Origin of the sequence: Streptomyces sp. NPDC059009, assembly GCF_042740175.1 — a bacterium.
In the GTDB taxonomy this organism is placed as follows: Bacteria; Actinomycetota; Actinomycetes; order Streptomycetales; family Streptomycetaceae; genus Streptomyces.
The window spans coordinates 39,671-58,230 of the sequence record NZ_JBHYJB010000058.1 but is presented as its reverse complement, the minus strand read 5'-3'; the positions used below and the strand labels follow the sequence as shown (position 1 = coordinate 58,230).

15 protein-coding genes and 1 tRNA gene are annotated in these 18,560 nt (G+C 71.1%); 6 read left to right on the top strand and 10 right to left on the bottom strand.

The annotated features are described in order from the left end of the window. Nucleotides 1-51: 51 nt before the first annotated feature. The 7 genes from rho to ACFWYM_RS40260 form a co-directional block, all read right to left on the bottom strand. Nucleotides 52-2,070, bottom strand: a complete 2,019-nt coding sequence (gene rho / locus ACFWYM_RS40290) for a transcription termination factor Rho (RefSeq protein ID WP_384849100.1) — start codon at nucleotides 2,068-2,070, stop codon at nucleotides 52-54. Nucleotides 2,071-2,451: 381 nt separating this feature from the next. Continuing rightward, on the bottom strand, nucleotides 2,452-3,369 hold the full coding sequence (gene thrB / locus ACFWYM_RS40285) for a homoserine kinase (protein ID WP_384849097.1): 918 nt from the start codon (nucleotides 3,367-3,369) through the stop codon (nucleotides 2,452-2,454). A gap of 270 nt (nucleotides 3,370-3,639) precedes the next feature. Beyond that, nucleotides 3,640-4,698, bottom strand: coding sequence for a threonine synthase (gene thrC / locus ACFWYM_RS40280; RefSeq protein WP_384849095.1), 1,059 nt, complete (start codon nucleotides 4,696-4,698; stop codon nucleotides 3,640-3,642). Between the two features lie 6 nt (nucleotides 4,699-4,704). Further along, nucleotides 4,705-5,994 carry a homoserine dehydrogenase gene (locus tag ACFWYM_RS40275; RefSeq protein ID WP_384849109.1) on the bottom strand — a complete coding sequence of 430 codons (1,290 nt, stop codon included), beginning with the start codon at nucleotides 5,992-5,994 and terminating at the stop codon, nucleotides 4,705-4,707. Nucleotides 5,995-6,093: 99 nt separating this feature from the next. Beyond that, nucleotides 6,094-7,485, bottom strand: coding sequence for a diaminopimelate decarboxylase (lysA, locus tag ACFWYM_RS40270; RefSeq protein ID WP_384849092.1), 1,392 nt, complete (start codon nucleotides 7,483-7,485; stop codon nucleotides 6,094-6,096). A 23-nt stretch (nucleotides 7,486-7,508) separates the two neighbouring features. Beyond that, nucleotides 7,509-8,684: an ArgS-related anticodon-binding protein NrtL gene (gene nrtL, locus ACFWYM_RS40265; RefSeq protein WP_384849089.1), complete on the bottom strand. Its 1,176-nt coding sequence runs from the start codon at nucleotides 8,682-8,684 to the stop codon at nucleotides 7,509-7,511. Between the two features lie 99 nt (nucleotides 8,685-8,783). Then, on the bottom strand, nucleotides 8,784-9,299 hold the full coding sequence (locus ACFWYM_RS40260) for a response regulator (protein WP_384849087.1): 516 nt from the start codon (nucleotides 9,297-9,299) through the stop codon (nucleotides 8,784-8,786). A gap of 162 nt (nucleotides 9,300-9,461) precedes the next feature. Here ACFWYM_RS40260 and ACFWYM_RS40255 point away from each other — a divergent pair. After that, nucleotides 9,462-9,533: transfer RNA gene (locus ACFWYM_RS40255), tRNA-Arg, on the top strand. A 402-nt stretch (nucleotides 9,534-9,935) separates the two neighbouring features. Here the strand turns inward: ACFWYM_RS40255 and ACFWYM_RS40250 are convergent. Then, nucleotides 9,936-11,216 (bottom strand): GNAT family N-acetyltransferase, encoded by a 1,281-nt coding sequence (locus ACFWYM_RS40250; RefSeq protein WP_384849084.1) that lies wholly within the window; start codon nucleotides 11,214-11,216, stop codon nucleotides 9,936-9,938. 139 nt (nucleotides 11,217-11,355) lie between these two features. Next, entirely contained in the window at nucleotides 11,356-12,093 is a 738-nt protein-coding gene (locus tag ACFWYM_RS40245) for a TetR/AcrR family transcriptional regulator (protein WP_384849081.1), read from the bottom strand. 96 nt (nucleotides 12,094-12,189) lie between these two features. On the opposite strand from ACFWYM_RS40245, the gene ACFWYM_RS40240 reads away from it, so the two are divergent. Further along, nucleotides 12,190-13,668 (top strand): MFS transporter, encoded by a 1,479-nt coding sequence (locus ACFWYM_RS40240; RefSeq protein ID WP_384849078.1) that lies wholly within the window; start codon nucleotides 12,190-12,192, stop codon nucleotides 13,666-13,668. A gap of 115 nt (nucleotides 13,669-13,783) precedes the next feature. On the opposite strand, the gene ACFWYM_RS40235 is transcribed toward ACFWYM_RS40240, so the two are convergent. After that, on the bottom strand, nucleotides 13,784-14,296 hold the full coding sequence (locus ACFWYM_RS40235) for a helix-turn-helix domain-containing protein (RefSeq protein ID WP_384849075.1): 513 nt from the start codon (nucleotides 14,294-14,296) through the stop codon (nucleotides 13,784-13,786). A gap of 283 nt (nucleotides 14,297-14,579) precedes the next feature. On the opposite strand from ACFWYM_RS40235, the gene ACFWYM_RS40230 reads away from it, so the two are divergent. The 4 genes from ACFWYM_RS40230 (at nucleotide 14,580) to ACFWYM_RS40215 (ending at nucleotide 18,515) form a co-directional block, all read left to right on the top strand. Further along, the gene (locus ACFWYM_RS40230) at nucleotides 14,580-15,113 is read left to right on the top strand and encodes a flavin reductase family protein (RefSeq protein ID WP_384849072.1); all 534 of its coding nucleotides are present in this window, start codon (nucleotides 14,580-14,582) and stop codon (nucleotides 15,111-15,113) included. 68 nt (nucleotides 15,114-15,181) lie between these two features. Continuing rightward, nucleotides 15,182-16,678: an FAD-binding oxidoreductase gene (locus ACFWYM_RS40225; protein ID WP_384849069.1), complete on the top strand. Its 1,497-nt coding sequence runs from the start codon at nucleotides 15,182-15,184 to the stop codon at nucleotides 16,676-16,678. Nucleotides 16,679-16,756: 78 nt separating this feature from the next. Next, nucleotides 16,757-17,950, top strand: a complete 1,194-nt coding sequence (locus ACFWYM_RS40220) for an acyl-CoA dehydrogenase family protein (RefSeq protein WP_384849066.1) — start codon at nucleotides 16,757-16,759, stop codon at nucleotides 17,948-17,950. Nucleotides 17,951-18,005: 55 nt separating this feature from the next. Further along, nucleotides 18,006-18,515, top strand: coding sequence for a cupin domain-containing protein (locus ACFWYM_RS40215; protein ID WP_384849063.1), 510 nt, complete (start codon nucleotides 18,006-18,008; stop codon nucleotides 18,513-18,515). The last annotated feature ends 45 nt before the right edge of the window (nucleotides 18,516-18,560 follow it).

The following is an 18,560-nucleotide window of genomic DNA, read 5'->3' as shown; positions in this document are numbered from 1 at the left end:
GGTGTGACGGGGGCGGCCCTCGGCGCTGCTGTACGAGCTGCCTTACGACGGTCAGTCGTTGCCGTTGCCCGGCGTCGGCGTCGTCTTCTGGATCTGCAGCAGGAACTCCGCGTTGGACTTCGTCTGCTTCATCTTGTCCAGAAGGAGCTCGATCGCCTGCTGCTGGTCGAGCGCGTGCAGCACCCGGCGCAGCTTCCAGACGATGGACAGCTCGTCGCTGCCGAGCAGGATCTCTTCCTTACGGGTGCCGGACGCGTCCACGTCCACCGCCGGGAAGATGCGCTTGTCGGCGAGCTTCCGGTCGAGCTTGAGCTCCATGTTGCCGGTGCCCTTGAACTCCTCGAAGATCACCTCGTCCATGCGGGAGCCGGTGTCGACGAGCGCGGTCGCGAGGATGGTCAGCGAGCCGCCGTCCTCGATGTTGCGCGCGGCGCCGAAGAAGCGCTTCGGGGGGTACAGGGCGGTGGAGTCCACACCACCGGACAGGATGCGCCCGGAGGCCGGGGCCGCGAGGTTGTACGCACGGCCGAGGCGGGTGATGGAGTCCAGCAGGACGACGACGTCGTGACCGAGCTCGACGAGGCGCTTGGCACGCTCGATGGCGAGCTCGGCGACCGTCGTGTGGTCCTCGGCGGGACGGTCGAAGGTCGAGGAGATGACCTCGCCCTTCACCGACCTCTGCATGTCGGTGACCTCTTCCGGACGCTCGTCGACAAGGACGACCATCAGGTGGCACTCGGGGTTGTTGTGCGTGATCGCGTTGGCGACCGCCTGCATGATCATGGTCTTGCCGGTCTTCGGCGGGGCCACGATCAGACCGCGCTGGCCCTTACCGATGGGCGAGACGAGGTCGATGATGCGGGTGGTGAGCACGCCCGGGTCGGTCTCCAGACGGAGCCGGTCCTGCGGGTAGAGCGGCGTCAGCTTGTTGAACTCCGGCCGCCCGCGCCCGGATTCGGGCGCCATGCCGTTGACGGAGTCGAGGCGCACGAGCGCGTTGAACTTCTCGCGGCGCTCGCCGTCCTTGGGCTGACGCACTGCACCGGTGACGTGATCGCCCTTGCGCAGACCGTTCTTGCGGACCTGGGCGAGGGAGACGTACACGTCGTTGGGACCGGGGAGGTAGCCCGACGTACGGATGAACGCGTAGTTGTCGAGGATGTCCAGGATGCCCGCGACGGGGATCAGGACGTCGTCCTCGGAGACCTGCGGCTCGTTGCCGAAGTCGTCGCGGCCGCGGCGGCCACGACGGTCCCGGTAACGACCGCGGCGGCCGCGGCGGCCACCCTCGAAGTCGTCGTCGTCCTGCGGGCCGTTGTCGCGCTGGCGGTCCTGGCGGTCCTGACGGCCGCCCTGCTGCTGGCGGTTGCCGCCCTGCTGGTCGTCGCCCTTGTTGCCGCGGCGGTCACGGTCGCGGCCACGGCCCTGACGGTCGCGGCGGCCCTGGCGGCCCTCCGTGTTGCCGTCCCCGGAGCCGTCGTTGTTCTTCCCCTCGGGCTGCGCGTCGGCCTTGGCCTCGCCCTTCGCCTCGGCGGTGACGGTCTCCGGGCTGCCCGCGTCGGCGGTGGCCCGGCGCCGGCGGCGGTCGCCCGTGCCCTTGTCGTCGCTCGCGGGCTGGCCCGGGATGTCGATCTGCTGCTGGCCCGCGGCCTTCGAGGTGGCCTTCTCGGCCTCGCTCTTGTCGGCGCCGCCCGCCTTCGCGGCCTTGTCACCGCTGTCGCCCTTGCCGGCCTTCTCCGCCTGGTCGGCGGCGGCCTCGCCGGTGCGGGCCTTCGAGGTGGCCCTGCGCTTCGGCTTGGTCTCGGCGGCGGCGTCGGCGGCCTTCGCCGGGGCCCCTCCCCCGGCCTGCGCCTCCTTGATGACCTCGATCAGCTGGCTCTTGCGCATCCGCGCGGTGCCCCTGATGCCAAGGCCCGATGCGACCTGCTGCAGCTCCGCCAGCACCATGCCCTCAAGGCCGGTGCCGCGGCGCCGCCGGGACCCGGCCGAAGCACCGGTGGCAGGCGCCGCAGAGGCGTCCGTGGCGGGCGTGTCGGCAGTCACGCCCATCAGATCGGTGGTGTCGCTCACGAAGGGTCCTTCCCTGGAGCGGACGTCGGCCTTCTGGCTCGGCGACCGGTTGTGCTGTCCGGCGGTCCTTGCTGTGTGGACCGTGCCGGGGCGGTGGTCCGCCAACGCGGCGGAAGAATTCACTGGTGATGGCGATTCCCGATGCGATGCCACAAAGGAGCTGTGTCACCCGGCTCGGTCACGCCGGTTCCGGAGCGTGCTCGGCACCGCTCAGTGCGGGGCACAGAGCAGTTTGGGAGGCTCCCGGAAGGATGGTTGTCCCGGACGGGGACACGAAGCACCTCGCCATGGATGGGTCGGGTGCAGACTTGAGGTTAACACTACCGGATCCAACAAACATTCCCCCTCTCGAAATCCGGCGACCTACCGGACATCACTGCGTCAGGGCGCAAGCGGCAGCACGCTCGCCCCCGCGGAATCAAGGGCGAGACGGTTGGCCGCCCAGCCCTCGCCCGCAAGCCGTGCGACCTTGTCGGCCGCACTGTCGTCGACCAGCGCGAGGACCGTGGGTCCGGCGCCGGAGATCACCGCGGGGACGCCGTCCGCGCGGAGCCGCTCCACCAGGGCGGCGCTCTCCGGCATCGCGGGAGCGCGGTATTCCTGGTGCAGCCGGTCCTCGGTGGCGGGCAGCAGCAGCTCGGGGCGCCTGGTCAGGGCCTCGACGAGCAGGGCCGCACGGCCCGCGTTGACCGCCGCGTCCACGTGCGGGACGGTGCGCGGGAGCAGCCCGCGGGCGGTCTCGGTGAGCACCGGCTTCCCCGGTACGAAAACCACCGGAACGATGGAATCGACGGGGTCCATCCTGATCGCACGCGCCGCTCCCCCGTCCATCCAGGAGAGCGTGAATCCACCGAGCAGACAGGCCGCGACATTGTCGGGGTGTCCCTCGATCTCGGTGGCGAGCTCGAGCAGCGCGGCGTCGTCGAGCCGGGCGTCGCCCCCTATCGTCACGGCGCGCGCGGCGACGATGCCCGCGCAGATGGCGGCGGACGAGGAGCCGAGGCCGCGGCCGTGCGGAATGCGGTTGGCGCAGACGATTTCCAGTCCGCGCGGCTGACCGCCGAGGAGGTCGAAGGCCGTGCGCAGGGAGCGCACGAGCAGATGCGACTCGTCGCGCGGGAGCGTCTCGCCGCCCTCGCCTGCGATGTCGATGTTCAGGCCGGAGTCGGCCACCCGGACGACCACGTCGTCGTACAGCCCCAGCGACAGGCCGAGGGCGTCGAAGCCCGGGCCGAGGTTGGCGCTGGTGGCGGGGGTGCGCACCCGGACGGCGGCGGCGCGGAACGCGGGACCGGCCATCGCTCGATGACTCTCCTTGAACTGCGTGATGTGTGGGACGTGCCACCGACGTGCCGGATGAACGACATCGCCCGAAGGCCCTGGGCGGCGGCAGTCCCGCGGCATATGCGGCGGGACGGGTTCGGTACAGCCTATCGAAGGAAGGTTCTGTGGCGACATAGGGCGCACAGGAGGCGCACGATGCGTGTCGCGAGCCCCCTGTGCACCCCCAACGGACGGCCGCCGGATGGAGCTTGAGGTTCCGGGGCGTAGTGCCCCCGTCGAGGAAGGTTATGCCAGGCCGAGGCGCTCGGCCGCGGCGGCCGCGTCGACCGGGACCGTGACGGGCTGCGGGGCGCCCGCGACCGCCCAGTCCGGGTCCTTGAGGCCGTTGCCGGTGACCGTGCACACGATCTTCTGGCCCTTGTCGACCTTGCCCTGCTCGGCGGCCTTCAGCAGACCGGCGACCGAAGCGGCCGACGCGGGCTCCACGAAGACACCCTCCTGGGACGCCAACAGCTTGTAGGCGCGCAGGATCTCACGGTCCGTCACCTCGTCGATGAAGCCGCCCGACTCGTCGCGCGCGGAGAGCGCGAAGTCCCACGACGCGGGGTTGCCGATGCGAATCGCGGTGGCGATGGTCGAGGGGTCCTTGACCACTTCACCGCGGACGAGGGGCGCGGAGCCGGACGCCTGGAAGCCCCACATGCGCGGCGTGCGCGTGGAGACCGAGTCCGCCGCGTACTCCTTGTAGCCCTTCCAATAGGCCGTGATGTTCCCGGCGTTGCCCACCGGCAGGACGTGGATGTCCGGGGCGTCGCCGAGCGCGTCGACGATCTCGAACGAGGCGGTCTTCTGGCCCTCGATGCGGAACGGGTTGACCGAATTGACCAGCGCCACCGGGTAGTTCTCGGAGAGGCCGCGGGCCAGGTTCAGGCAGTCGTCGAAGTTGCCGTCGACCTGGAGGATCTTCGAGCCGTAGACCAGCGCCTGGCCCATCTTGCCGAGCGCGATCTTGCCCTGGGGCACCAGGACGGCGCAGACCATGCCCGCGCGTACGGCATAGGCGGCGGCCGAGGCCGAGGTGTTGCCGGTGGAGGCGCAGATGACGGCCTTGGCGCCCTCCTCCTTGGCCTTCGTGATCGCCATCGTCATGCCGCGGTCCTTGAAGGACCCGGTCGGGTTGGCGCCCTCGACCTTGAGGTGGACCTCGCAGCCGGTGCGCTCGGAGAGCACCTGCGCGGGCACGAGCGGCGTGCCGCCCTCGCCGAGCGTGACGACCTGCGTGGTGTCCGAGACCGGGAGGCGGTCCCGGTACTCCTCGATGATTCCGCGCCACTGGTGGGTCATTGCTGGTTACTCTCCTTCAACCCGCATGATGCTGGCGACACCACGCACGGTGTCGAGGTTCCGCAGCGCGTCGACGGTGCCGCTGAGGGCGGCGTCGGGCGCGCGGTGGGTGACGACGACGAGGGACGCCTCGCCGTCCTTGCCCGACTGGCGGACCGTATCGATGGATACGCCGTGCTCCGCGAAGACCGTCGCCACCTGGGCGAGCACGCCCGGCTTGTCGGCCACGTCGAGGCTGATGTGGTAGCGCGTGACGACCTCGCCCATGGAGCCGACGGGCAGCTGGGTGTACGCGGAGTCGCCGGGCCCCGTGGCCTCGGCGAGCTTGTTGCGGCAGACGGCGACGAGGTCGCCGAGGACCGCGGACGCGGTGGGCGAGCCGCCCGCGCCGGGGCCGTAGAACATGAGCTGCCCGGCGGCCTCCGCCTCGACGAAGACGGCGTTGTACGCTCCGCGCACCGAGGCCAGCGGGTGGCTGAGCGGGATCATCGCGGGGTGGACGCGGGCGGTCACGGAGCCCCCGTCGGCGGCCCGCTCGCAGATGGCGAGCAGCTTGATGGTGCAGCCCATGCGCTTCGCGGACGCGAAGTCGGCGGCGGTCACCTCGGTCATGCCCTCGCGGTGCACGTCGTCCAGACGCACCCGGGTGTGGAAGCCGATGCCGGCCAGGATGGCGGCCTTGGCGGCGGCGTCGAAGCCCTCGACGTCGGCGGTCGGGTCGGCCTCCGCGTAGCCGAGCGCGGTGGCCTCGTCGAGGGCCTCCTGGTAGCCCGCCCCCGTCGTGTCCATGGCGTCGAGGATGAAGTTCGTCGTCCCGTTCACGATGCCGAGGACGCGGTTGACCTTGTCGCCGGCGAGGGACTCGCGCAGCGGCCGGATGAGCGGGATGGCGCCGGCGACGGCGGCCTCGTAGTACAGGTCGCGGCCGTGCTCGGCGGCGGCGGCGTGCAGGGCCGCGCCGTCCTGGGCGAGGAGCGCCTTGTTCGCGGAGACGACCGAGGCGCCGTGCTCGAAGGCGGTGGTGATGAGCGTGCGGGCGGGCTCGATGCCGCCGATGACCTCGACGACGACGTCGATGTCGCCGCGTTTGACGAGCGCCGTGGCGTCGGTGGTGACGAGGGCGGGGTCGATGCCCTCCCGCACCTTCGAGGGGCGGCGGACGGCCACCCCGGCCAGCTCGACCGGGGCGCCGATGCGCGCCGTGAGGTCATCGGCGTGCGTCGTCATGATGCGCGCCACCTCTGAGCCGACTACCCCACAGCCCAGCAGCGCCACCTTCAGTGGACGCGTACGCATCATGCGACCTCGTTTCCTTCTACTACTTACGACGGGTTAAGTCTCACCCACCGGAACGGACTTTCTAGCCCTTGTCCGGATCGTGAGACGTATATTTCATTAGCCGACATCGAGACGCAGGAGATCTTCCTCCGTCTCGCGCCGGACGACGACCCGCGCCTGACCGTCGCGCACGGCGACGACCGGGGGGCGCAGGGAGTGGTTGTAGTTGCTGGCCATGGAGCGGCAGTACGCGCCGGTCGCGGGCACCGCGATGAGGTCACCGGGCGCCACGTCGGCGGGCAGGAACGCGTCCCGTACCACGATGTCGCCGCTCTCGCAGTGCTTGCCCACGACGCGGGCGAGCATCGGCTCCGCGTCCGAGGTCCGGGAGACCAGGGCGACGCTGTACTCGGCGTCGTAGAGCGCGGTGCGGATGTTGTCCGACATGCCGCCGTCCACGGACACATAGGTCCGCAGGCCCTCCAGCGGCTTGATGGTGCCGACCTCGTACAGCGTGAAGGCGGTCGGCCCGACGATGGCGCGGCCCGGCTCGACGGAGATGCGCGGCATGCGCAGCTTCGCCGCCTCGCACTCGCGGGCCACGATCTCGCCCAGCGCCTTGGCGATCTCGTGCGGCTCGCGCGGGTCGTCGTCGCTCGTGTACGCGATGCCGAGGCCGCCGCCGAGGTCGATCTCGGGGAGCTCCACGCCGTGCTCGTCGCGCACCTCGGCGAGCAGCTGCACGACGCGGCGGGCGGAGACCTCGAACCCGGCCATGTCGAAGATCTGCGAGCCGATGTGCGAGTGGATCCCGATGAGTTCGAGCCCGTCGAGCTTCAGCGCGCGGCGCACGGCCTCGGCGGCCTGCCCGCCGGCGAGCGCGATCCCGAACTTCTGATCCTCATGGGCGGTGGCGATGAACTCGTGGGTGTGTGCCTCCACGCCCACGGTCACGCGGATCTGCACGGGCTGCCGCTTGCCGAGGCGCTCGGCGGTGTGCGCGACGCGGACGATCTCCTGGAAGGAGTCGAGCACGATGCGGCCGACCCCGGCCTCGATCGCCCGCTCGATCTCTTCCTGCGACTTGTTGTTGCCGTGGAAGGCGATGCGCTCGGCGGGCATCCCGGCGGCGAGGGCGGTGGCGAGCTCGCCGCCCGAGCACACGTCGAGGTTGAGCCCCTCCTCGTGCAGCCACTTCACGACGGCGCGGGAGAGGAACGCCTTCCCGGCGTAGAAGACGTCGGCGTCGGGCCCGAAGGCGTCCCGCCAGGCGCGGCAGCGGGTGCGGAAGTCGTCCTCGTCGAGGAAGTACGCGGGGGTGCCGAACTCCTCGGCGAGGCGCGTCACTTCGATCCCGCCGACGGACACGGCGCCGTCGGCGCCCCGGGTCACGGTGCGGGACCAGACCTTCGGGTCGAGGGCGTTCAGGTCGGTGGGCGGGGCACTGTAGTGGCCCTCGGGCAGGACGTCGGCGTGGCGGGGGCCTGCGGGGTGTGCGGAACGGCTCATGTCTCAGTCGTCTCTCTCACGTCTCACAAGTACTCAGGGGCGCTGATGCCGAGCAGGGACAGGCCACCGGCGAGCACCGTCCCGGTGGCTTCGGCGAGGGCGAGCCGGGACCGGTGGGCGGCCGAGGGTTTCTCGTCACCGAGCGGCAGGGCCGTGTGCTGGCAGGCCAGGAAGGCGTCGGAGGTGTCGACGAGATACCGCGCGAGCCGGTCGGGTGCGTGCCGGCGGTCGGCGGCGGCCAGGGTGCGGGGGTAGTCCGCGAGGGCTTCGAGGAGCGTACGCAGGGGCGCGGCCCGCTCCGCCGCCTCCGCCCTTTCCATCCTTACGTCACCGGGCTCGGCCTCGAGACCGAGGTCGGCCGCGTTGCGGAGGAGGGCGCGGGTGCGGGCGTGGGCGTACCGGACGCGGAAGAGCGGGTTGGCCTCGCCCTGCACCAGGTGGGAGCCGTCGACGCGGGGCCGGTCGTGGGCGGCCGGGTGCAGCAGGGCCCAGCGGGCGGCGTCGGCGCCGAGCCGCAGCAGTTCGGCGTGGTCCGCCGGGCGGACGGGCACGGGCCGGAGAACAGCGATCCGGTCCTCGGCGGGCGGGACCCCGTACCCATCGGCGTGCACCCCGAGCACCTCCACCCAGGCGGGCTCGGGGGCGGCGTCGCAGCTGACGCGGACGAGGGCGCCCTGGGAGCGGAGGATGCGGCGCAGGGCGTCGGCGAGGACGAGGGCGCGGGGCTCGTGCGGGGTGTGGAGCTGGACGAGGCGCTGCTCGGGGCCGCCTGCCGCCTCGGCGGGGTGGACGTGGCCGTAGTGCGGCCCTTGCTGGAGGATGTCGCGGACGACGGCGGCTTCGGCGCCCGAGGCGGACCCTTCGCCCCCCTGGGAACCACTGCCTCCGAGGTCTCTGGGGCCTCTGGGGTCTCCGGCGGCTTCGAGGGTGATGTTGAGGAACCCGGGGCCGGTGATCCCGACGTCGCCGATGCCGGGCTCCTGGCGGAGCCGGGCGGAGAGGATCTCGGCGACGCTCAGCGGGGGCTTCCCGGCGTCCCGCGCCACCTGCAGGGCCAGGTTCGTCGCATAGTCCCCGTGCCCCCCGGCCCGCGGCCGCTCCACCAGGACGCGCTCGGGCACGTCGCCGCGCAGCTCACCCGCGTCCACCGCGCGGCGCATGGCGCGCAGCACGGTACGGGAGAGCTCGACGGGGGTCATGGGGCAAGGGTATGGGAGGAGGGGGGACCGACCGCGACCCGGTTTCCCGATTGCGGGGCCGCCCGGGGCTGTGCGGACCCGCCCGTCCACGTCGAGCGGTCAGCCGCGGGTGCGCCCGGCGCGCTCGGTCTCGCCGGTCCGGTCCCTGGGCTCCAGCGGGTCGACACCCGATCCGGCCGCCGTCCCGCCCGCGGCCCGCTCCCTCAACTGCCGTACGGTCCGCACGAGTTCGGTGGGCTCGAAGGGCTTGGCCACGAAGGCGTCCACGCCGACGTCGAGGCCGCTCTCCACCTCGTACTGGGTGCAGGCGCTGACGATGACGACGGGGACGGCGGCCGTCCGCGCGTCGGCACGCAGCCGCGCCGCGGTCCGCAGGCCGTCGAGCCGGGGCATCACCACATCGAGCGTGACCACGTCGGGCCGCACTTGGTGGATGACGTCCAGGCACTCGGCACCATCGGCCGCGGTCACGACCTCGAAGCCCTCCAGCTCGAGGTTGACCCTGATCAGTTGCCGAATGACCTTGTTGTCGTCCACAACAAGCACGCGGCCGGACACGCCTGACACAACTCGAGAGTAGGTGCGTGCCCACCGCCGCGTCCGGGTTTTCCCCACTTCCGCCCCGCGCGGGGGCTCGGGCGGCGGCGGGGTTCCGCCCCGTGCGGGGGCTGCGGCGGGGTCGGGCCGGACCCCCGCGGGTGCGGAAATACCTGTTCATGGAGAGCCCGTGGGAGCTGGTAGGGTTCTACCCGTCGCCGCGCCCGCCGCGGATGACACGCCCCCGTAGCTCAGGGGATAGAGCAACGGCCTCCGGAGCCGTGTGCGCAGGTTCGAATCCTGCCGGGGGCACTCGCCGAGGATCAGCGGAAATCAAGCGCTGACCAGGGTGGATGCCGATTGAAGAGGGCGAGAGTCAGTCTCACTGACTCTCGCCCTTTCTCATTGTCTCTCGGTGTTCGCAACACACCTCCGACACGTCATGAACTCGCGGGAGAATTTCCACCAGGTGAGGTCCAACTCGGCCTCAGACTCGGCAACTTCTGCCGCTTCGCCCTGCCGCACTTCCGACTCAGGCGGACGCTGCTCAGGATCTACGCGGGCAAAGAGGGAGTGATCTCGGCCACGAGTCTGGGCCACAGGACGACGGCGTGAGGAACCGGCGCTCCGTGCTGATGGTGCGCCATGCCCTCGGCGGTGAGGACCAGTGGTCCAGCCGCTCCGACATGCGCCCATGGCCCCTGGAACGTGGCGCTAATGGCCCGGTCCCGCCTGGCCAGGGCGGGTCATGAGTGCCGCTCGGGGGGACCAGGGGCGGCGGCCCGTGCGGAACATGACGTCGGTGCGGCACAGCGCGCCGGTGCGGAGCTCCTCGACTTGCCCCAGGGACGCCAGCCTGGAGGCGGACTCGTCACCGAGGTAGAGGGAGCCCAGGGCCTGGACGGTCAGGCGGATGTCGGGGCGGCGCGTGGTGGGGGCGCATGACGAGCTGTCCGGGCCGCCGTCGAGCAGCCAGCGGCCCTGAGCGTGGCCCGCGGGGTCGTCGACCTCCAGTACCAGGGTGCCCTCGGCCGGATACGTGCGCGCGGACAAGGTGTGCGCCACATCCAGGATGCGCAGCCACATGTAGTCGCTCAACGCGGTGAGGCGCGCGGCCCGTGGGTCGCCGAGCCACAGGGGTGCGAGGGTGTCGGGCGCGCGGTAGGGCAGGTGCACAGTGCTCGCCCAGTCGACGGTGACCGCGTAACGGAGCAGGGCGCGTTCCGCCGCGGAGGTCAGGGTGACGAAGTCCGTGGTGCGCAGCGGAGTCTGAGGGAGCATCGATCCCCAGGTCTCCTCCGCCGTGAAGCAGAGCAGGCCGTCGGTCCTGCCGGTGCCCGGGTCGGTGTACAGGGCGTAGAAGGGCTCGGCCTGGGCCGTTCCCTGGTGCTCCCGCCGGTCGGTCGCGTCCCGCCACCAGTCCTCGGGGCGGCGCAGGGCGCCGGGTTGTGTGGCGCGGAAGCGCTCATACACGTCCGGAGCGCGCTTGAAGTACTCCGCGGCGTCGACGATCTCGACGCCGTCGAGGTCCGCGGTGTGGCGGCGGTCCAGGGCCGCACGGTGCACGTCGATCTCATACCAGGCCATCGTCGTCGCGGGGCCGAAGCCGAAGCGACCGTAGATCGGGTACTGCGCGGCGTCGAGGACGACGGCCGGGACCTGACGGGCGACCGCGTCCCGCAGGTCCATGTCCAGCATCCTGCTGAGCAGGCCGCGCCGTCGGTGGGTGCCCGCGACGGACACCTTGGAGACCGCCGCGACCGGCAGGTGGGCTCCGCCGGGCACCGTCAGCTCCTGGGCGGAGCTGCGGTACGTGCCGACGCAGCGGTCCTTGTCGAACGCACCGATGACCTGGTCCCGCGCCAGGGCATGGCGCAGGACCGACACGGCGTCCTCATCGACTTGATGGAGGTATCCGGTGCTCCAGGCGCGGACCCATTGGGGCAGGTCTTCGTTGGTGATGTGCCGCACGTCCACGGCGGTTTGGCTGTTCATCGCTGCACAACTTGCATCTCTCACGGGGTGGTTGGGCGACTGCCCGACGCAACTCTTGAGCAGGCTCCATGCCTTGGCAAGGCGATGCGTGTACGAGATGCGACCCGGGCGCGTTCGGTACGTATCGAACGTGCGCCGGTCAGGTCGTCCGGCGCAGGCCGAGTGACCTGATCAGGTCGAGCAGTTCGCTGCGGTAGAGGCCCCGGGGGTCGCGCGTCTCCTGGTTGAGGCGGCCGAAGACCTCGAGGGCCACCAGGCCGTACATGCGGCCCCAGACGCGGAGTCCGGCGGCGAGTGCGCTGGGCGGCAGGTGCGGGAAGGACTCACGGGCCAGGTCGGCGAACTCGGGGTGGAAGTCCGACCACGCGACGTCGGCGCCCGACACCTCCTGCGGCACGTGGTCCCAGGCGCCGTCGACCAGGCCGAGGAGCAGCAGGCAGGAGCGGCGGTCGGCCTTGGCCAGGACGCCGCCGTCCGCGGGCTCGTACCCCTTCAGCGGTTCGCCGTACACGAGGCAGAAGCCGGCGGGGTTACTGATGGCCTCCTCGCGGAACGCCTCGCCGACCGCGAGGACCCGGCCCGCCGGATCACTTGCGGGGACCTTGGCGAGCGCTGCCTCCTGGGCGTCGGCCGTCTTGGTGCAGAAGTCCTCGATGAGGGCGGCGAGGAGGTCGTTGCGGGTGTCGTAGTAGCTGTAGAGCGCGCTGGGCGTCATGCCCATCTCGCGGGCGATGCCCCGCAGCGTGATGGACGAGGCGCCGCCCTCCTCGAGGTGCTTGAGCGCGATCGCCTTGATGTCGCGCACCGTCTCCGCTCTGAGCCTGGCCCGTCGGCCCACCGGTTGCAGCTGCTCTGCCTGCTTCGTCGTAGTGCCCATGTTGACAGCGTACAGCGCTCGATGTTTTAGTCCCGTTCGAAACCAGAACAGTGTTCTGTAAACGTACGGCGCTCTCTCTTCCAGTAAGGCTCGCCCGTGACTGCACCACTCAACTCGCCGCGCACCGGCTCCGGGGCCCGGCTGGCTCTGCTCGCCTTCGCGCAGTTCATCATCACCATCGACTACAACATCGTGTACGTCGCGCTCCCCGACATCGGCAACGCGGTCGGCTTCTCCACGCAATCGCTGCAGTGGGTCGTCAGCGCCTACGCGGTGGCCTTCGGCGGGCTACTGCTGCTCGGCGGACGGGCCGTCGACCGCATGGGCGGACGCCGCCTGTTCATGGTCGGCCTCTCCTGCTACGCCGTCTCCTCCCTCATCGGCGGACTCACGACGGACCAGGGCGTCCTGCTCGCCGCGCGCGCCGTCCAGGGCATCGGCGGCGCCCTCCTCTTCCCCGCGGTACTCGCCCTGATCGCCACCAACTTCACGGAAGGCGCCGAGCGCAACCGTGCCCTCGCCGTCTGGGGCATGGCGGGCAGCTCCGGTCTCTCCGCGGGCGCGCTGCTCGGCGGCGTCCTGACCGACGGCCTCGGCTGGGAGTGGGTCTTCTACGTCAACGTCCCGCTCGCGGCTGGTGCCGCGCTGCTCGCGCCGAAGCTGCTCCCCGCCGACGCGCCCCAGCGCTCGGGCCATCGCGGCGGCTTCGACATACCTGGTGCCCTGCTGGTCACCGTGGGCGTCTCCGCTCTTGTCTTCGGCCTGGCCACCGGCCCCGAGGTCGGCTGGAGCGCGCCGCGCAGCGCCGGTGCGCTCGCGCTCGGTGCCGTGCTGCTGATCGCGTTCCTGCTCGTCGAGGGACGCAGCCGTGACCCGCTGATGCCGCTGCGGATGCTGCGCAACCGCAGCCTCGTGGTGGCCATGGCGATCATCTTCGTCTTCCAGGCCGCGCTTGCCGGCGGCTACTACTTCTTCACCACGTACGTACAGCCCGTCCTCGGCTACAGCCCGCTCAAGGCCGGCATCGCGTTCCTGCCGCTGACCCTGCTGTCCATGCTGGGGGCCGGAAAGCTCGCCGCCCCGCTGATCGCCCGCTGGGGCATGCGTGCCACCCTCGCCCTCGCGCTGGCCGTCAACGGCGTGGGCATCGGAGCCACCGGCCTCGGTATGAGCGTGAACGGGTCCTACTGGGCGGTCCTGCCGGGCATCGTCATCTGGGGCATCGGCGGTGGCGCGACCTTCGTCGCAGCCTTCGCGGCCGCCGGTTCCGGTGTCGCGCCGAACGAGCAGGGCGTCGCGTCGGCGCTGGCGTCCACCGCGCAGCAGGTCGGTGGCGCGGTGGGTCTGGCGATCCTGGTCGCCATCGCCAACTCCACGCTGGTCGACGGGGGTTCGGGCCCCACCGCCGCCTCCACCGTCGACGGCCTCCGGCTCGCCGGGCTGATCGCCGGGGCGACGCTGATCGCCGGGGCGGTGCTGGCCCTCGCCCTCAAGAAGCCTGCCGCCGCGGGAGCTTCGGACGTGGTCGCGTCGTCCGGTGACGCCGCCAAGGACCGTGTGCCCAGCGGACGTTGAGTCGGCCCACCCGAACGCCGTGCCACCCCTCGCTCACTGAGGGGTGGCACGGCTCCTGACGTACTGCCGAAACGGGGCCGTGCGGAACCCCAACGGTCCGTCGCGGCAAGGGTGTTCAGGAAGCGGGGAACGAGGCTTCGCACCGGCTCGGTGCGGAGTCCGGTACAGCGGAGTCCGGTACGTCGGAGGCCAGCCACCAGCCAAAGGAGGTGACCGCCGTTCCGATCACGACCCCCACGAGGCTCCCCCGCCAGCCCACCACGCGGCGCTGTCTGTCCGGTGCGACACTCTCCACCGCGCCGCCGTGCCCGCGCGGCTCCGCCGAGCCCTGCGGATACTGCTCACCGCGGGCCAGCCGGTCCCGCTCGCGCACCCACGCGTCGACCTCTTCCGGGTCGCGGCCGCAGGCCCGGACGAACGACTCGACGACTTCCCTGCGCGGCAGGCTCTCCCGCTTCAGCGCGGACGCCAGCGTGCTGTGCGGCAGCACGTCCCCGTTTTCGGCAGCCCGTCTCTCCAATTCCCGGTAAGCGAACCCGGATCTGTCCTTGACCTCACGCAATCGCTCCACAAACTCTCGCGAAGAGACCGACTGCCATTCCTCTGGAGTCCTGACGGAGTTCGCCATGGACTTCCCCCCTCTGTCTCATCATGCAGATGTAGCCGTCATCACAGGTGAGCGGCGTTCCGCTCGTATCGAACGCGCTCCGAACATACCCCGTACATGTCTTGCCTTGCCAAAACGGTGGTGTCGGAGAAAAGTTGGCGGCGAGGTCGATCAAGCCTGGCGGATCACATTTCGCAACAGCCTTGAATATCCCCGGGATTCGCTGATGCCCACCGAAGTGGAGCTGCTGCGAATTGCTTGATCTCCCACTTGTCTACGTAATCTTTCCTATGGGGGGACCGCAGTGAGCCATGGGCTCCTGTCCACCGAGACCACCGCTGATCTCCGTTCGGTGATGCGCCGCTTTCCCACCGGAGTGGCACTCCTGAGCACGGGGCGGGGCGACGAAGCGGTGGCGATGACGATCAACGCACTGATGTCCGTGTCCCTCGAGCCACCACGGATCCTCGTCAGCGTCCTCGACCACGCCCGGGCGCGGCCGGTCCTGGAGCGGACCGAGGAGTTCACCGTGAACCTGCTCGCCGGTGAACAGGCAGAGCTCGCCCGGCTCTTCGCCTCGCGGACGAAGCCGACCGGCGCCGGGCTCACGGACCACCTGCAGGCCATGAACCGGAACGGCACGGACTGCACTGTCCTGCCCGGCGCGCTCGCCACGCTCAGCTGCTCCGTGGAAGCCACCTACCCCGTCGGCGACCACAGTCTGTTCCTCGGCAGAGTCGAACGGGTCGTGGCCCCGGCAGACAGCTCCGCGCCCCTGCTGTTCCACCAGGGCGAACTCGCCGGCATGCCCGCCCTCGCGACGACCGGCACGCACTGACCCGCTCGTTCGCTTCTTCCCTCGCTCCATCTCCTTCGTCCGTCTCTTCCTCCCGTGAGGTGTGCCCGATGTCCGCCGTCCCCTCCGAAGCCCCCGTCACCAGCAGCCCCGGTCTGCGTGACCTGATCGACACGGTGATCCAGGCCGTGGGCGAGGACCGGGTCCGGTTCGCCGCCCCGGACGGCTCTGTGCCGCTGGCCCCGGGGGTCAACGTCAGCATGTTCCGGCCGCGTGACGTTCTCGGTGTGATCCGTCCCGGCACCGTGGCACAGGTCCAGGACGTCGTCAGGGCCTTCGCGGGCCGCGCCGAAGCGCCCGGCCTGCACGTGGTCAGCACCGGCCGCAACTGGGGTCTCGGCTCGCGCGAACCCGCCATGGACGGCGCCGTGACCCTGGACCTCGGTGGCCTCGACCGGGTGCGCGACCTGAACACCTCGGACGGCTGGGCCGTGGTCGAGCCCGGCGTCACCCAACTCGAACTCGCCACCCTCCTGTCCGGCACCGAGCGCATGCTCAACGTCACCGCGTCCTCCGGACACACGAGCGTCCTCGGCAACGCCGTCGACCGCGGCGTCGGCCTGCGCCGCCAGCGCACCCTGGACCTGGTGGGCCTGGAGGTCGTACTGCCGGACGGGGAGCTGATCCGCACCGGCTGGTGGCCGGAGCCCGGCCGCCGGACCCCGGTGAACGCCCACGGCCTCGGTCCCGCCCCGCTCTCCCTGTTCACCCAGTCGAACCTCGGCGTCGTCACCGCCGCCACGGTGCGCCTGCTGCCCCGGCCCGAGGCCCAGCGCGTCCTGCGCCTCAGCTTCGGCCAGGAGAACCTGACCGCGGCCCTCGACGAGCTGCGCCGCTGGACCGCCCAGGGCCTGGTCTCCGGGGTGCTCAAGGTGTACGACGCCGTGTCCACGGAGTCCTACGGTGGCGCGGGCGCCGAGTACTTGGCGCACGTGTGCGTCGACGGCACGCCCGCCTCCACGGCGGCCATGGCCGACCTGCTCGTCCAAGAGGCCCACGCCAGCGGCCTGTTCACGCGGGTCGTACGCAACGAGGTCGAGCCGGTGGCGCCGGACGACCTGGTCGCGCGCGTGGTGGAGTCCGCGTACTCCGGAGACCCCTCGCACAACGACACGATGCTCAAGTCCGCGGTGGGCCGGTCCGCCGACCTGGTGGACAGCGAGGGCGGCGGCTGGCTGTTCTTCCTGCCGCTCGTCCCGTTCGACGGGTCCTCGGTCAGCCACGCGCTGGCCCTGCTCGATCAGGTGCACGCCGAGACCGGGGCCCGGGCCGGGTCCACCATCAACGCCCTGGACCCGGACGTCATCGACCTCGTGGTCTCCTTCCGCTTCCCGCGTACCAGGGAGGCAGCCGAGCGCGCCCACCGCGCACTCGACCGCACCTACGCACTGTTCGCCGAAGCAGGCTTCATCCCCTATCGCCTGGACTCCGACCACCAGGCATGGGTCGACCGGCTCTCGCCCGACGACTCCGGCCGGGCGTTCGTGCGGCGGCTCAAGCAACAGCTCGACCCGAACCAGGTCATCGCCCCGGGCCGCTACGCCTGAGTGCCCACTCCGCCCTCGTGCGACACCCCCTCCGCCCCACCCGGTCCGCCGGACCGCCGACCCTCTCAGGAACCACCCATGACCATCATCGACACCCCCGCCCCGACGAGCGTCCCCAGCTCGGCGGCGGACATCCTGGCGCACGCCCGGCAGGCCGTGCCGGTACTGCGCGAGCAGTCGGCCGCGATCGAGGAGAACCGGCACCTGCCCGCCGCCACCGTGGCGCTGCTGCGTGAGTCAGGCGTGTTCCGCGCCGCCATGCCCGCCGCGTGGGGCGGCCCCGAGCTGACCTCCATGGAGCAGACCGAACTGGTCGAGACGCTCGCCACCGGCGATGTCTCCGCGGCTTGGTGCGCCATGATCGGCATGGATTCCGGCATCTACTCCGGTTACCTGGAGGAGGGCGTGGCCCGGGAGCTGTACCCACGGCTCGACATGGCCAATGCCGGTTGGATCCATCCCCAGGGCCGCGCGGAGCGCGTGCCGGGCGGCTACCGGGTCTCCGGCCAGTGGCGGTTCGGCAGCGGCTCCACGCATTGCGACGTCCTCGCGGCCGGCTGCGTCGTCCACCGGGACGGCGAGCCGGAGCCGGACCCGGTCACCGGCGAGGCGCGCCAGTGGCGGGTGATGCTGGCCCGGCCCGACCAGTACGAGATCCACGACACCTGGTTCACCACGGGTCTCGCGGGCAGCGGCAGCCGGGACTACAGCGTCACCGATCTGTTCGTGCCCGAGGAGCACTCGTTCTCCTTCGCCGCCCCGCACCGCAAGGGGCCGCTGCACGACTCCCAGGACGCCATCCTGCGGAAGATGGCGGGAGTTCCGCTCGGCATGGCCCGGGCCGCGCTGGACCACGTCCGCGGCCTGGCCGCCACCCGGGTCGACCGGGAGACCGGTACACCGTGGGTCGCGGACGCCCGGGTGCAGTCGGCCCTCGCACAGGCGGAGATGGAGCTGGCCGCGGCGCGGGCCGGGGTGTACTCCAGCCTGGAGGCCCAGTGGGCGGCCCTGGAGCTCGGCGGTGAGGGGGCCCGCGAGCATCGGGCGACCACCGCGCTCGCTCGCTACCACGCATTCCGTACCGGGCGCCGGATCGTGCACTCGCTCTTCGATCTGGTCGGCGGCGCCTCGGTATACCGCAAGAAGTCGCCGCTCGACCGGTGGCTGCGGGACGCCAACACCATGTGCCAGCACGCCGTCGCACAGGACTCGGTGCTGCGGACCGCCGGTGAGCTGCTGCTCGGCGGCGACCCGCGCAGCCCCTTCATCTGATCCCCCACCCGGGCCGCAGCGTCCGGGCCGATCCCAGTACGCACCAGGAGATTCAGTGTCCGACCACGCAACTCCCCGCAAGGTCATCCACGTCCGGGCCGGTGAAGGACCGTCGACCTGGCTCAGCGGCGACGCCTACACCGTCAAGCTGCGCCACGAGGAGTCCGGCGGCTCGCTCACCTTCATGGAGGCGTCCGTACCGCCGGGCGGCGGTCCGCCGCTGCACGTCCACGCCGATGCCGACGAGGCGTTCTATCTGCTCGCCGGCGAGCTGGAGATCACCGCGGACGGCGAGACACATCAGGTCGGCGTCGGGGACTTCGTGTTCGTCCCGAAGGGAACCGCCCACAAGTTCCGCAATCCGGGCGTCCACACGGCACGCCAATTGCTGCTCTTCACTCCGTCCGGTGTGGATCGATTCTTCCTCGAGGCTGGAAAGCAGGCCGTACCGGGAACTCCGCCACCCGCACCGGAACTTGAGGATCTCGCATACGTGAGCGCGGTCGGCGAGCGTTATCAGCTCTTCCAGGCCGACGCCTATCAAGGATCCGCTCGACAGGCTTGAGGCGAGAAATAGCCCCGAATCACTCGCTCTGAAAAGGAAATTGGC